The organism is Cryobacterium sp. Y57 (assembly GCF_002929505.1).
Lineage (GTDB): Bacteria > Actinomycetota > Actinomycetes > Actinomycetales > Microbacteriaceae > Cryobacterium.
Window position 1 is genome coordinate 63879 of record NZ_PJJL01000072.1, and the last position, 13864, is coordinate 77742.

Consider the following 13864-nt stretch of genomic DNA (forward strand, 5'->3'; position numbering starts at 1 on the left):
CGTGCCTTCCCCCGAGCGAACCCAGCATCCAACAAAGCGCCCGCCGACCGTTCCGGCGTTCGTGCTCGGTGAGCTTCGCCGGCTGATTGCCGTCGGCGAGCTGGTTCCCGGCCAGCCATTGCGGCAGGAAGACCTGGCCGAACGCCTCGGCGTCAGCCGGGTTCCGGTGCTCGAGGCGCACAACACGCTCGAATCCGAGGGCATGTCGTGCACGAGCCGCATTACGGCTACCGGGTGACCGAGCTGTCCCTCGCCGACCTGATCGAGGTCTACCGGCGGTTTCACTTCGTGCTTGTGACAAGCGCCGGGCTTCCGCGGCTCGAACGTATTCTGCGCGCGCTCTGAGATTCAACCGAAGCCTACCGCCGGCTTTACTATGAGGATCCCGGTAACCGGGCGCTGGTCGAAGGCGAACACGCTGGGATCGTCAACGCGTTCGCCGCCGGTGATGGCGAGTTGGTCATCCTTTTGCTGGATGAGCATCGCGGCCATGCAATGACTGCCCTCGGTGCGCTGCTGGAGCATTGAGGCTGCGGTCAGACCACGCGAAAGGTGAGGTCACCGACCCCGTCAATGCCGGCGGTAACGACGCTTCCCGGCTCAATTCGGCCGACACCGGCGGGAGTGCCGGTAAAGATGAGATCACCGGGCCGCAAGGTGACAAACCTCGATAGAGCGGCGATCACGTCGGGCACGGGCCAGATCTGGTCGGCAAGGTCGCCGTCCTGATGGGTCTCACCGTCGACGCTGAGCCAGATTCGAGCCGAAGCGGGATGGCCGATAGCGTTGGCGGTGACGAGCGGCGTGCAGGGTCCGGAGAAATCGAAGCCCTTGGCGAGATCCCACGGACGACGCAGCGCCTTGGCAGCATCCTGCAGGTCTCGCCGGGTGAGGTCGACACCGGCGCCGTAACCGACGACGTGGGTGAGGGCATCCGCTCTGGCGATATCGGCGCCGCCGACGCCGATCGCGACCACGAGCTCCATCTCATAGTGCAGGTTGTCGGTCTCTGGCGGAAAAGGAACCGTGTGCGGAGCGACCTTGTATGCGGAAACGCCCTCGTCGACCGCGAACACGGCGTCGGCTGGCTTCGCGAAAAAGAACGGCGCCTCACGCTCAGGGTCATTGCCCATCTCCCGGGCATGCGCGGCGTAGTTGCGGCCGACGCAATACACCCGGTGCACGTAGAAGCGCTCAGCCGAGCCGACGATCGGCAAGCTCGTGGGTTCGGGTGCCGTGAACGGGCCAGAAGTAGTCATGCGGTCCTTTCGGGACTCAGGCGAGCAGGGCCGCGATCACGAGCAAAGCGGGCATCGACAGAATCGTGGTGAGTAAAACGGTGTCCCGCGTGACAACCAGGGCTCGATCGTAACGCGAGGCGAAATTGAAGATGTTCTGCGCGGTCGGCAACGCTGACACGGCGACTACAGCGAATAGTTCGGCGCCCTCAAGGCTGAAGACGAAGCGTCCGAACAGAAACGCGATAGTCGGCATCAGTACGACCTTGATCAGGGTGGCTGCTACGACCTGTTTGCGTCCGGTTCCGGCCTTCAGCAGTCGTTGGCCGTGCAGCGACATGCCAAACGACAGCAGCACCAGGGGAATGGCGGCTCCGCCGATCAGTTCGAACGGTGCGAGTATCGGGGCTGGAACCGTGATTCCGAAGGCCGCTACGAGCACGCCGGCTAGCGAGCCGAGAATCATCGGGTTTCGAAACGGCTGTGTCACGATCGACCCGAACGAGGCCCGTCCTCGGGTGGTCATGTCGAGCACGGCCAGGATGGCAGGTGCCAGAATCACCAGCTGCAGCAGCAGCACGGGAGCCACATACTGGGCGCTGCCGAGCACGTAGATGGCCACGGGCAGACCGATGTTGTTGGCGTTGACGTAGGTCGCGCTCGACGCACCGAGCACAGTCTCGGCCAGCGGCGTTCGAAAGAACAGCCGCGCGAGGGCGATGTAGATGAGCACGCCGACCACGATGGTGCAGACAATGGTGACCAGAAATTTAGAGAAGAGCACCGACACGTCCGCGTGGGAAAGCACGGTGAACAGCAGCGCGGGAGTTGCGACGAAGAAGGCCATACGGTTGAGTACCCGGCCTGCGCCCACCCCGGCAATGCCGAATCGCTCGACAAAGTACCCGATCAGGATCACAAACCCGATAATCGAAAAACCGACCACAACACCGCCCATTCTGACGATCCTAGGGCGTGCCCGAGCAGGAACCCGCGCGGCCCTTTCGGCCGCGCGATCGACGTTGCTACGCTCAACGCATGCCCCGACTCGACGTTTCTGGCGCTTCCCTCTACTACGAGACCTACGGAGACCCCGACTCACCAGCCCTGCTCCTGTTTCACGCGGGCATCGCGACCCTGCGCATGTGGGACCCGCAGATCGCCGCCCTTTCGGCTCACCACTACGTCATCCGCTTCGATACCCGCGGTTTTGGCCAGACTACGACCGAGAATGTTGAATTCTCCAATCGAGCGGATGCCACGGCGCTGCTCGATCATCTCGGCGTGGCTCGGGCCACCCTGATCGGGTGCTCGCGCGGAGGCACGATTGCCATCGATCTTGCCGTGGAAAGCCCCGAGCGCGTCGCGGGCCTGGTCACGATCGGGTCAGGACCCAGCGGCTTTCCCGATGTGGAGCTCACCGAACGTGAAGACGCGCTGTTCGACAAGCTGGATGCGGCCTTCACCGGCCGCCAATGGCCGCGACTGGCGCGGCTCGAGGTTGCACTGTGGGCGGTCGGGCCGACCCGCAAGGCGGCCGATATCGACCCCGCTTTTCTAGCCCTCGCGCAGGAGCTCAATCTGCGCAACGTCATCCACGCCACGGAAGCGCCGATACCGATTCCGCTCGAGCCCGCCGCGCTCGACCGGGTCAGTGACATCGACGTTCCGGCGCTGGTGACCGTGGGCGAGCTCGACGTCACGTCGTCGCTGGCTCACTACGAATTTTTGTTAGAGATGCTGCCGCAGGCCAGCGGCTGCACGTTCCGCGACACCGCGCATCTGCCGAGCGTCGAGCATCCGCTGGAATTTCAGCGCGTGCTGGTCAGCTGGCTCGCGACCAACAACCTCTGATCCTTCCGTCTCCTCCCCCGCCCTCCGCGTCGACAATTCTTCACCCCCTGCGGCGGGGTCTGCCCAGGTTTTCTGTGCCCGGTAGCCTGTGGGCAGAGTGACCGACCGCGGGGAGATCGATGTCAGAGCACGAGCCAGTCCAGAGCGGAGAATTCTACCTCCGGCATGCCGGTCGCATCATGTGGCCGCGCGATGCGCGGGACCTTATCGATACGGCGCTCTGCCCGGCCTGCCACACACCGCTGAGGTCGCCGGTCTGTTCCAGTTGCCGGCTCGACCTGCAGCACGGGACCGCAACCGAATTACTGGTCAGTTCAGCGGATGCCGCAGCAGCGCTGCAACGTCGCGCCGAGCTGATCGGGCGCATCCGCTACGAAACGGAGACCAGCCGGGTCGCCGTACTTCGGCCTTTCAGCACAGATTCGGTTGCCACGACGTTGGCGTCACCGGTTCTGCCGGTTCTGCCTGTTCTGCCTGTTCTGCCGACAGCCGCTCCCGCCGTACCGCCCGCCCCGCCCACAAAGCCCCGGCGTTCCAGCGTGCAGGTCGTACTTCTCTTCATCGGTGTGCTGTTGGTCTCGGTTGCTGCGATCTTCTTTCTCACCGTTGCGTGGATCGTCGCCGGGCTGGGATTCCGCTTTGTTGTCGTCGCGCTGCTGACCGTGGCGGCTCTCGTGGTCGCCGCCCGGATGCATCGTTCGCGGCTGACATCCACGGCCGAGGGAATCGGAAGCTTCGCAGTGGTGCTCGTGCTTCTCGACGTATGGGGCATGCGGCAGAACAACCTCTTCGGCCTCGCCGCCGGAGATGGGGCGCTCTACTGGGGAGCCGCCCTGATAGTGTGCGCGACGCTTTTTCTCGGCTGGCACAACCGATCGAAGCTGCGCGTGGGCAGTATCGCCGGTTTCGTCGTCGCGGTTCCCGGTGTCGGACTCTTCGCGGCCGGTCTCTTGCAGGGCCAGAACACGCTCACTCGCGTTTTCGTCGGCTTTGTCGGTGCCGCCATCGCAGCCCTGCTGCATCGTGCAACGTTGTCCCGGCCCGCGGATGGGCGCCGCTCGCCGGCCTTCGATCGATTCCCCGAGCGGATACTGCTGCTCGCGCTGGGCGCGCTCGCCCTGGTCACGGCGGCCATCGTCGCGGTCTTCGTAGAGTCCGACAGCCTGATCGCGCCCGTCTGGTGCCTCGGCGCGGTCGCGCTTGTTGCCACGGCCCACGCCGTGCTCGTACTGCGCGCGCCGCGGTCCGCGTTGATCGTTGAGAGCGTCGACGTTGCGCAGCCGGCCCGGCACATGGGGGAATACCACGCTTTCGCCTATCTGGCGGCGTCTCTGGCCGCGTTCGCGGCGGCTGGCATCGCGCCGGTCGTTGCCGGTCGCTCCGACAGTCTGCCGTTTTCACTCACCGTGCCCCTGCTCGTCGCCACCGCTCTGGCCGTGGCACTCGAACTATTCGCTCGTCACCTCGCTGCGCCCTCAGCCGCACGTACGGCCGGGTTGGTGGCAGCCGTTTCGGCCAGCACCGTCGCAGCCATTCCGCTACTCCTCACTGCCGGGTATGCCGCCTGGCCACTCATCCAGGCCATAGCAAGCGGGCTACGCGGCCACGAGGTCGTCCTTGACCTTGCCAACGCCGACAACGTCTGGGCAGTGCTCGCACTGGTCGGAGTCGGCGCGACACTGCTCATCGGCTGGGCCCTGGGCGGTTTGCTGCGCGCCCGGCGCCAGATCGTGACCGCGCTCGCACTGGCCGTTGTCATTCTCGCGGTGCCCCTCTGCCCCTCCATCGGGGTTATCGTCGCGCTCTACCTGCTGCTGGGCGCCGGCGCACTCATCAGCCTGCTCCGCGCTCGATCGCCTGAGCCAACTTCGGTGCCGCCCACAGTGAATGACGCCGGTCGGTTCTCGCTCGGCTTTCTGGCACCGGCCACCGTCGTGTTCCTGGTCGCCGGCGAGACGTTGGGCTATGTCATCAGCTGGGCACACCCCACAACTTGGTGGTTCGGCACGGTATCGCTCGTACTCGCGCTGTGGTTTGCCCGCCTGTTGGTCACGCACAGGGCTTCAAGCCCTGCGCTCACCAGCCCAACACTCGCGAGCGCCTCCCACGCTCACGCCCGCGGAGCTCTGTTGGCCGCGGCGATCGCTATCACCTTGGTCGGGGTTGGTCACGTTCCACTGGCCCTCGCGCCGGAACTGCAGTGGTTTGACGCGATCAATCTGGCCAACGTCACGGCAGCTATCGCCCTCGTAACGGCCCTCCTGCACCTGCTCGTCGCTGCGGCAGCACTTCGGCCAAGGGCGCTCTCCCTTCTCGATCGGCGCTGGGCATTCTTCACCCTCCTCGTTCCGAGCGTGGTTGTCTTCGTCCTTCCGATTCGAATGTGGTCGCTTGCCGCCGGCGAATCCCTGCTGCAGCCCGAACCTCTCGGATCCATCCTGCGCGCCAGTATTCTGGTCGCCGCGTGCTCTTCGTGGATCTTTCTGCGCGCCAACCATGGCGGGCTGCACTCGGAACGTGCAATCGCTGCCATCGCCTTGGCCCCGGCGGTGTACTTACTGACATGCGAGGTTCTCTTCATAACGGCTGCCGTCACATCCGTTTTCACACTCGCCGCACCGGCTGTCGCCCTCGTAGTCTGCTCGCTCGCGCTGTTGCGCGGTACAAACCGTGACGGCGGTGCAACCCTGAGCGGCGGTGCGACCGGCACCCTGGATGTGGATTCGACGGCACGCCGCGACCGGATTGCCCTCGAAATCGGTGCCGCGATTGTGCTCGTGCCTGCCGTGTTCGCCGCGGTAGGCACGGCAAACACGTTAGGCACCGCAGGCACGTTCCGCTCCCTCGGCTGGCTCGTGATCGTGTTCGCCGGCATCGTGGCGCTCATTATGGCGATCGCGCCCGACGGGCTGTTCGGCTCCCGGTCGAATCGCCGCCACTTTGGCTGGCTTGCCCTGTTGCTCGGCACAGCCGGCCTCTGGCTCGGCCTCGATCAGGCAGGTATCGTGGCACTCGAACCGTATGTGCTGCCGGTCGCCGGAATCGTGCTCACCACGGCCGCACTGATTCGCCACTATGGCATAACCGATCGCTTGAGCGAAGCAAGTCCGGTAGCCGGTGTGCTGACTTTCGCCGGGCTGCTCATTGCTCTGGTACCGCTCGCCGTGTCGTCCGAGTCGGGGTCGCTGGTGCGCCCCATCGTGCTCGCCCTCGTGTCTGTGACCCTCATGATCGGCGCCGCACTGGTGCGATGGGCTCCGCCGTCGTCAACCTATCTGGCTGCGGCCGGTCTGGCCGGCTCGATAGCCCTCGTCGTCACAGTCTTTGCACAGACGCAGCGTCTGGTCGGGGCGCCCGGCGCTCCCGATGGGCGACTCGAGCTCTGGCTGGTTCTTCCCACCCTGGCGGCGATCATGACCGCGGTTTTGCTGGTCCGCCAAACGGATGCTGAAACCACGGCGCTGCGACGCGGCACGAGCATCGCGCTTGTACTGGTGTGGGCATCCGTTCTGACCTGGGTCGAACTCACCGTTGTCAGCGCCCCCGCAGATGCCGGGCTGTCAACGCCTCGGGCCGTTCTGCTCGTGCTCGCTCTCTCTGCGGTGCATGTGATCGCTCTCGCGCAGCCCCGAGCGCCGTTAGGGGCAATCACCGCCTGGATCGTACTCGGGCTGGCCGGCTTGGCCGCTATCACGGTGGCCGGCTCTGGCAAGGTCGACCCGTTTGAACTCGTCACCGTACCGGTGGCGTTGGCGCTGATCGGGTCGGGCTGGCTGCGCCTGCACAGCGATCCACGAGCGCGCAGTTGGCCCTGGTTTGGTCCGGGACTGTCGTTGCTGCTGGTGCCGTCGCTGCTGCTCGATCTCACGTATAACGACCTGTGGCGCATCGTCAGCCTCGGAATTGCAGCGATCATTGTGCTTGTGATCGGTAGCACGTGGAAATTGCAAGCGCCGTTCGTGATTGATGCTGTCGTGCTGCTCATCCACGGTGTCGCCCAGCTCTGGCCATGGATCGCCCTGACCTACAGTGTGATTCCGTGGTTCCTCTGGCTCGGTGGCGGCGGCATTCTGCTCATCGTGCTCGCTGCACGCTACGAACAGCGCATCGCGAACCTCAAGTCGGTTGCCCTGCGCATCAGTGCGCTGCGGTAGCCGAGCGGCGCGGCGCGGTGCCGACCGGTCTTCCAAACGGGCGGGGCTGCGAACCCCGCACCTAGAACGGCTGCGGGTTGGGGTCGGTTATGTCCCAAGCAGAGGCTGTCGAGTCGGGCGGGGTAGAACTGGGCGGAGTCGGGTCGAGTGTGGTCGGGTCGAGTGTGGGCCCGGGTTGCAGTGTGGGCCCGGGTTGCAGTGGTGATATGTCGGCCTGTTGTCGCGGCGGACTGATGCGGGTGGCGGGATCGGTGGCGTAGTGCTTACCCGCCGGACTGGTCCAATTCACGGTACCGTCGGGGTCGGCGATGACGGTCCACGCGGAGTAGTGCTTGAGGTTGTGGTGGGAGGGAGAGAGAAAGTGCAGGTTGGTGGCAGTAGTGGGGCCGCCGAATTGTTTGTCGCGGGTGTGGTCGAGGTCGCTATGCCCGGCGGAGCGGTTGCAGCCGGGAAACCGGCACGTTCCATCACGCAGGCGCAGGTATTTCTTCAGGCTTGCTGGCACTCGAAACGGTTCTGCGCTGACGTCGAGCACGATGCCGGTGTGCGGATGCGTGAGGATGCGCAGAAAACTCGTCGCGGTTCCCGCCAGCCGGCGGGCGGTCTCCGGCTCAATCGGCCCGTACCCCTCGAGTTCCCCCGGCTCCTCGCTCTTCCCCATCAATGTGAGGACCGGCACAGTGATGTTGACGTTGGCCGTCAGGCCGGCGCCGAGGCCGGTGCTGGTGACCCCTTGGGCGAGCAGGTCGACGGCGACATCGGCGCGGAGTTGACTGAGCGTGCGGGGCTCGTCGGGGCCCTGCAAGCTGATGGCGGCGTCGGTGACGCGGGTGTAGATGCCGTGGAGGTCCTCACCGGCGGCGCGCAGCCAGAGCGTGGCCATGCCGTCTTTGTCCGGAAAGAACATGACTTTGCGGTCGGCCAGGCACTTGGTACGGCGAACGGTGATGCTGTCAGGGTGGAACCGTTCACGCAATTTTCGGGCCTTACCGTCGAACTGTGCCGGAGTAAGCGTGCGGGCGTGCGGCAGCAACACCTCTTCCAGCTCGGCCCGGGAGGGCTGGGGCACAGAGTCGAGCTGGTCAAGCACCCGCCGCGCATGACGCAGGGAGATCTTCCCCGCACGGAGCGCATCAAGGGTCTGCGGACGCGATTCGACCAACACCTGGCTCTCGTGTAGAAGACCGGACGCGGTGCCGCACGGGATGCGCAGCGCACAGGCCATCTCCGCGACCAAACCCTGCTGGGCGGCAAAGGTGGCATCCCAATCGTGTTCGTGTTGCGGCCCAGCCTGCGGTCGGCCGGTCTCGGCGGTGTTGGTGGTGTAATCCCACGCCGCGGTAAGAACCTCAGCCTTGCTCGCTTGCGCCCAGGCAATGACCCTCTCGAGATAAAGCACCCGGTCGACGAACTGCGCCTGCCGGCGCTGGAACGGGTTCACGTCACTGGGCACGTCCTGCGCGGGCACGTCCTGCACGGGCGGGTCAGCGCGGAGCTGGCGAGCGGTGTACTCAGCGAAGAGAAACTCCTCGCGGAGGTTCTCGTCGAACAGGCGCTCGGGCGGGACGGCAGCGAACACTTCAGCCAGGTCGAGGTCGGCTGGTATGGTCGGACCGTCGGCGAGCTGCAAGTCCTGCTGGATTTCTACCCCAACGGTCGCGGCGGCTTGTGCCGCGACTTCGTCTTCGGCCTGCCACTCGGACAAGCACTGCAGCCGGAACGCGTCGAAGAATGCACGGTCTTCAACCGAGAACGACCACTCGGCGAATTCTGCCTCGGACACCCCGTCGGAGTCGGAGTCGGAGTCGGAGTCGACTAGGCCCGCTTGGGGAGTTTCGCCGCTCTGGCTCATGCTTGAATTCTACCAAAATCAAGGCTATTAGTCGAGGAAGTCTCAGTGTTTTTTAGATTTCAGTACGAAGTTATATTCGGGACATCGTTCGCGTTTTGAGACCGTTTCGCCTTCGTTGACGGAGCCTCGACAGACTCGACCAACGGCGCTCAATTCAGAGTCCCCATTTGTTTCGGCTTGCGTCAACGCTGAAGTGACGCCGGACGATGCGTTGGCGATGAACAAGTCGGTTCAGCACCGGTGCTGGCGTTCCTGGAGCCTGTCACCCTCACCGAAACTGGGCAGCTATCCGCGACCGACCCAGCGGTCCATTGACCGGTAGACACCGAAAACGCGACCGGCCACGGCGTCCCACGCGGCCAACGGCAGCACGCCGCGAAGCACCTTCGACAGGTTCACCGTCCACGGCAACAGCAGTTGCGGCTTGCCGGCCAGCATCGCCCGCCAGACCCGATCAACCACGTATTCCGGCGTCATCAGTGAGGTGAGCAGCGGCCCGCGGGCCCCCGTGAACATGCCAGTGTCGATGTAGCTGGGACACACCGTGGTCACCTTGACATAGCCGTGCCCTTGCTGCACCAGTTCGAGCCGCAGCGAATCGCTCCAGCCGATCATGGCCGCTTTCGAGGCGGCATAGACACTCATCCGCGGGGTGCTGAGGGTGCCGGCGGCCGACGCGATGTTCACGATGCGTGACTCGCGCCATCCGCTCGCAATCATCGCCGGCAGAAACTCGCGCGCGATGTACATGGGCGCAAGCGCATTGATCTGCATGGTCGGGCGGGTGTCTGCACCGTTGTCGTGCTCCCAGAAATACTTGCCCCGCACGATGCCGGCATTGTTGATGACCACGTCGGGGTCGCCGATCTCCGTACGCACCCGCTGCGCGGTCTGCGCGATGGCGCCGAGGTCGGCGATATCAACGACGTAGGGGGCGACCCGCGTGCGTCCGCGGGAACGTTCCGTCAGGATGGCAGTGGTCGCGGCGAGCGCGGCGCCGTCGCGGTCCCACAGGATGACGGTTTTCGCCCCCTCGGCGACGCAACGTTCGGCATACAAACGGCCCATTCCCCGGGCGGCTCCGGTAATCAGCACGCGGGCTCCGGCTACGGTTCGACTCATACCCCCATCATGCCGCCTGCGCCTTCTCTTGCGGGACTACGCTCGGGCTAGCAGCAGAATCGGGGAGGTGCGTATGGACTTTCATACCCTCGCGATCATCTCCGTGATCGCCCTGCTCGGGCCGCTGCTGGCGACACCGCGCCGGTGGAACATTCCCGTCGTGATTGGTCAGCTCGGTGCCGGTGTGATCGTCGGCCGCACCGGTTTCGGCTTTGTCGACGCGGGCGACCCCACGCTGACCCTTCTAGCGGATGTCGGCTTCGCGTTGATCATGTTCGTGGCCGGCACGCACGTGCCCGTTCGTTTCGGCGCAATTCGCGCAGCACTGTCGGCCGGCCTGGTGCGGGCGATTCTGGTGACCCTCTCGGCGATCGCCCTCGGCGTGGCCATCGCGTTGATCTTCGGCACAAATCATGCACTCCTATATATAGTCCTGCTGGCCTCCTCGTCGGCCGCGCTCGTGCTGCCTCTTATTCACTCGCTGGGCTTGCGTGGCCGATCGATGCTCGAGCTCACCGCGCAGGTCGCGATCGCTGATATTGCCGCGATCGTGGCGCTGCCGCTGGCCATTGACCCGCCGAATGCCGGCCGCGCCGCCCTCGGGGCCGTCCTCGTCGCGCTGCTGGCCGTGGCGCTCTACGTTGTGCTGGCCTGGTTGGAGCGAAACGGCTACCGCCTACGACTGCACAAGTTGTCGGCGAACCGCAAATTCGCGCTCGAGCTGCGCATCCAGCTGGCCATTCTGTTCGCACTCTCGGCGGTGGCCGTGTTCAGCCACGTCTCGGTCATGCTCGCCGGGTTCGCTTTCGGCCTCGCCGTCGCGGCCGTCGGCGAACCGCGCCGCCTAGCCCGGCAGCTCTTCGCCCTCGCCGACGGATTCTTCGGACCCCTCTTCTTCGTCTGGTTAGGCGCCTCCCTCGCCCTGCGCGACCTCACCGATCACCCGCAGATGATCGGCCTCGGCCTCATGCTCGGCGTCGCCACCCTGATCACCCACGCGACCACGCGCGTGCTGGGCCTCCCGCTGTCGCTTGGAATGCTCTCAGCCGCCCAGCTCGGCATTCCGATCGCGGCCGCGACCATCGGCACCAAGCTGCAGGTGCTCGCCCCCGGAGAGGCAGCGGCCCTGCTGCTCGGGGCGCTTTTGACCATCGCGGTGATCGCGGTGGCGAGCGGATGGGCCAAGCCGCGCGCGGCATCCGTTTCTGGGCCGACGGGCGGTTAGAGAAACATCAGCACGATACCGGCCACACCGGCGAGAACGCCAATACCCAGCAGCACCAGACCGATCAGGCGCAGTCCCTTGCCGTCGAGGTCGGGGTCGTGCGTGCGGCACTTCTCCGGCCAGCTATTGCGAAACCAGACGCGCACGTCATCGCCCGGCACCAGATGCTGCGTCTCGTGGGTGTCGGCTGGGCACTCGTGCACATCGCCGTCGTTATCAAACCAGCGGATGACCGTGGCGGGCCCCGATGCGGCCGTACGCGATGCGGCCGTTCTCGACGCGGCAATCACGGCGGTCGAGCGAGTCCAGCGGCCACTGATGCCGCGCACGGACAGGCCGACCAGGTAGAGGAGCGCTCCGATGATGAGGCCGACGAAAGTGAGAATCTCGCTCATAATGCCGGCGAAGTCGAGAGCGTGCACTGTCACCGCCGTCCGTTGTCTATCGTCTGCTCGCGGCACTTACCCCGATGGCTAAAGCGTATCGTTTAGCTTCGCACCGGCGGGCCTCTAGGCTGAATCCATGTGATTTGGACTCTTTGTACCTCAGGGCTGGCGACACGATCTGGTCGGAATCGAACCGGCCGCGCAGTGGGCGACAATGAGGGGCCTGGCCGCCCACGCTGATGCCGGTGCGTGGGAATCGATCTGGGTCTATGACCACTTTCACACCGTTCCAGTGCCGAGCGAGCAGGCCACCCACCCACGAGGCTTGGTCCCTTATGTCCGCTTTCGCGGCGACGACGAAACGGGTGCGCCTCGGACAGATGTGCACCTGTATGAGTTACCGCAACCCGGGATACCTGGCAAAGGTCGCCACGACCGCCGACATCATCTCGGGCGGACGCATCGAAATGGGTATCGGCGCCGGTTGGTACGAGCACGAGTGGCGAGCCTATGGCTATGGTTATCCCCGTGCCGGCGAGCGTCTGGCCCGCCTCGACGAGGGCGTGCAAATCATGAAACAGGCCTGGACCACGGGCACCGCCACCCTCGACGGTGCGCACTACCAGATGGACGGTGCCATCTTTCAGCCGCTCCCACTACAAGAGGGTGGCATTCCCATCTGGATCGCCGGCGGCGGCGAAAAGGTCACCCTGCGCATTGCCGCGCAGTACGCCGACTACACCAACTTCGACGGCTCACCCGAGGGCTTCTCACACAAGAGCGCGCTGTTGGCCGAGCACTGCTCGGCCCAGGGCACCGACTTCGATCGCATTGTTCGCTCGGCGAACTACAACACGGTGATCGGTGCGACCGAGGCCGAGGTTACCGAGCGGCTCGACGCGATTGAGGCCCGGGTGACCCCTTATCTCGGGGTTGAAGGGGCCGCCGCGTTCATGGCCGAGTATCGTGACGGCGACGCACAGGGTGTTGGCACGCCGGAACAGATCGTCGAGCGCCTGACCGCGATGAAGAAGCGTGGCCTCGGTTACGCGATCCACTACTTTCCGGAGGCCGCCTACGACCGGTCGGGGATTGAATTGTTCGAGCGGGAGGTCATGCCCGCCCTGACCTAGCGTGCGTCAGCGGGTGGTCAAGGAAGCATCGAACTCCCGTATGAAATCGATGAATGGGGCGTTGGAGACAATGCCGACCCGCCGAGTGTTCATATTGTGTCCTCTTCTCGCGGGGCGAGATAGGCCCGGGATTGTCAGGGTTGGGCCGGCTAGTTTGAGAGACCAGCGCCATCCACCGTGTCGTGGTGATCTCGAATCGTGGCGGCAGTCTGCATGACGTGAGCCATCATGCACACCGCTGCCCGGTCGCCGTCGTGCTCGCGCAGCGCCTCATAAATCTGGCGGTGTTGCTCCCACGAACCGGCGGCCCGCGTCACGACAACCTGGTAGAAATACCATCGGATTCGTCGCTGCAGCACCCCGAGCATCCGCGCAATCACGGAGTTGTCTGCGGCCTCCACGACAATATTGTGAAAACGGTCGTTGAGCTGCAAGAGGTGCTTGGCGTCCTTGGCCGCGATCGCTGCATCACCATGCCCCAGCAGTTCCCGGAGTCGGTCTAAATCAACGTCTGAAATATTCTCGGCGGCCAACCGAGCGCAATCGCTTTCCAGAAGTGAGCGGGCGTGGAAAACCTCCTGCACTTCCTTGTCACTGGGAGCGTGCACGAAGGCACCCTTCTTTCCTAACCGATGTTCGACGAATCCGTCGTGCACGAGCCGCTGAATGGCCTCACGCACCGGGTTTCGGCTCACCCCCAGTTGCCTGGCGACTTCGTCTTCGCGCAGGTGGGAACCCGGTGCGATGACACCGTCGACAATGGATTCTTCCAACACCTCGTAAACCCGTTCGCCGAGGGTTTGCGCAGCTTTGAGCAAGCCCAGCGTGCTCAAATCATCCCCTTTCGACTCTAAGACGTCCCACACTTCAACTACTCCTCTTCGCCCATTCCTACATTGC

At 64.8% G+C, this 13864-nt stretch carries 11 protein-coding genes and 1 pseudogene; 5 read left to right on the forward strand and 7 right to left on the reverse strand.

The features are described 5' to 3' along the window. The first annotated feature begins 1 nt into the window (after position 1). Positions 2-238: a GntR family transcriptional regulator gene (locus CXY72_RS20235; RefSeq protein WP_233197892.1), complete on the forward strand. Its 237-nt coding sequence runs from the start codon at positions 2-4 to the stop codon at positions 236-238. A gap of 110 nt (positions 239-348) precedes the next feature. On the opposite strand, the gene CXY72_RS20240 is transcribed toward CXY72_RS20235, so the two are convergent. Genes CXY72_RS20240 through CXY72_RS15950 form a run of 3 tightly spaced genes read right to left on the reverse strand, consistent with a single transcriptional unit; the run spans position 349 to position 2196 of the window. Next, a complete protein-coding gene (locus CXY72_RS20240) occupies positions 349-525 on the reverse strand; it encodes a hypothetical protein (RefSeq protein WP_233197893.1) in 177 nt (58 codons plus the stop codon). An 11-nt stretch (positions 526-536) separates the two neighbouring features. Further along, positions 537-1259, reverse strand: a complete 723-nt coding sequence (locus CXY72_RS15945; protein ID WP_104128670.1) for a fumarylacetoacetate hydrolase family protein — start codon at positions 1257-1259, stop codon at positions 537-539. 16 nt (positions 1260-1275) lie between these two features. Next, positions 1276-2196: an AEC family transporter gene (locus CXY72_RS15950; protein WP_104128671.1), complete on the reverse strand. Its 921-nt coding sequence runs from the start codon at positions 2194-2196 to the stop codon at positions 1276-1278. Positions 2197-2276: 80 nt separating this feature from the next. Between CXY72_RS15950 and CXY72_RS15955 the strand changes: the two genes are divergently transcribed. Together CXY72_RS15955 and CXY72_RS15960 are read left to right on the forward strand one after the other, a co-directional pair. Then, positions 2277-3092 carry an alpha/beta fold hydrolase gene (locus CXY72_RS15955; RefSeq protein WP_104128672.1) on the forward strand — a complete coding sequence of 272 codons (816 nt, stop codon included), beginning with the start codon at positions 2277-2279 and terminating at the stop codon, positions 3090-3092. Between the two features lie 119 nt (positions 3093-3211). After that, positions 3212-7246, forward strand: a complete 4035-nt coding sequence (locus CXY72_RS15960; protein ID WP_146071211.1) for an SCO7613 C-terminal domain-containing membrane protein — start codon at positions 3212-3214, stop codon at positions 7244-7246. 61 nt (positions 7247-7307) lie between these two features. On the opposite strand, the gene CXY72_RS15965 is transcribed toward CXY72_RS15960, so the two are convergent. Beyond that, complete coding sequence (locus CXY72_RS15965; RefSeq protein ID WP_104128674.1) at positions 7308-9098, reverse strand: HNH endonuclease signature motif containing protein; 1791 nt, start codon at positions 9096-9098, stop codon at positions 7308-7310. A 285-nt stretch (positions 9099-9383) separates the two neighbouring features. After that, complete coding sequence (locus CXY72_RS15970) at positions 9384-10220, reverse strand: SDR family NAD(P)-dependent oxidoreductase (RefSeq protein WP_104128675.1); 837 nt, start codon at positions 10218-10220, stop codon at positions 9384-9386. Positions 10221-10293: 73 nt separating this feature from the next. Here CXY72_RS15970 and CXY72_RS15975 point away from each other — a divergent pair, with 73 nt between their 5' ends. Continuing rightward, complete coding sequence (locus tag CXY72_RS15975; RefSeq protein ID WP_104128676.1) at positions 10294-11445, forward strand: cation:proton antiporter; 1152 nt, start codon at positions 10294-10296, stop codon at positions 11443-11445. Here the strand turns inward: CXY72_RS15975 and CXY72_RS15980 are convergent. Further along, positions 11442-11873 (reverse strand): DUF3592 domain-containing protein, encoded by a 432-nt coding sequence (locus CXY72_RS15980; RefSeq protein WP_233197894.1) that lies wholly within the window; start codon positions 11871-11873, stop codon positions 11442-11444. The genes CXY72_RS15975 and CXY72_RS15980 overlap by 4 nt on opposite strands. Before the next feature lie 172 nt (positions 11874-12045). Between CXY72_RS15980 and CXY72_RS15985 the strand changes: the two are divergent. Next, positions 12046-12964, forward strand: a pseudogene (locus tag CXY72_RS15985) (LLM class F420-dependent oxidoreductase). Positions 12965-13113: 149 nt separating this feature from the next. On the opposite strand, the gene CXY72_RS15990 reads toward CXY72_RS15985, so the two are convergent. After that, positions 13114-13797: a GntR family transcriptional regulator gene (locus tag CXY72_RS15990; RefSeq protein ID WP_158252607.1), complete on the reverse strand. Its 684-nt coding sequence runs from the start codon at positions 13795-13797 to the stop codon at positions 13114-13116. Positions 13798-13864: the final 67 nt, after the last annotated feature.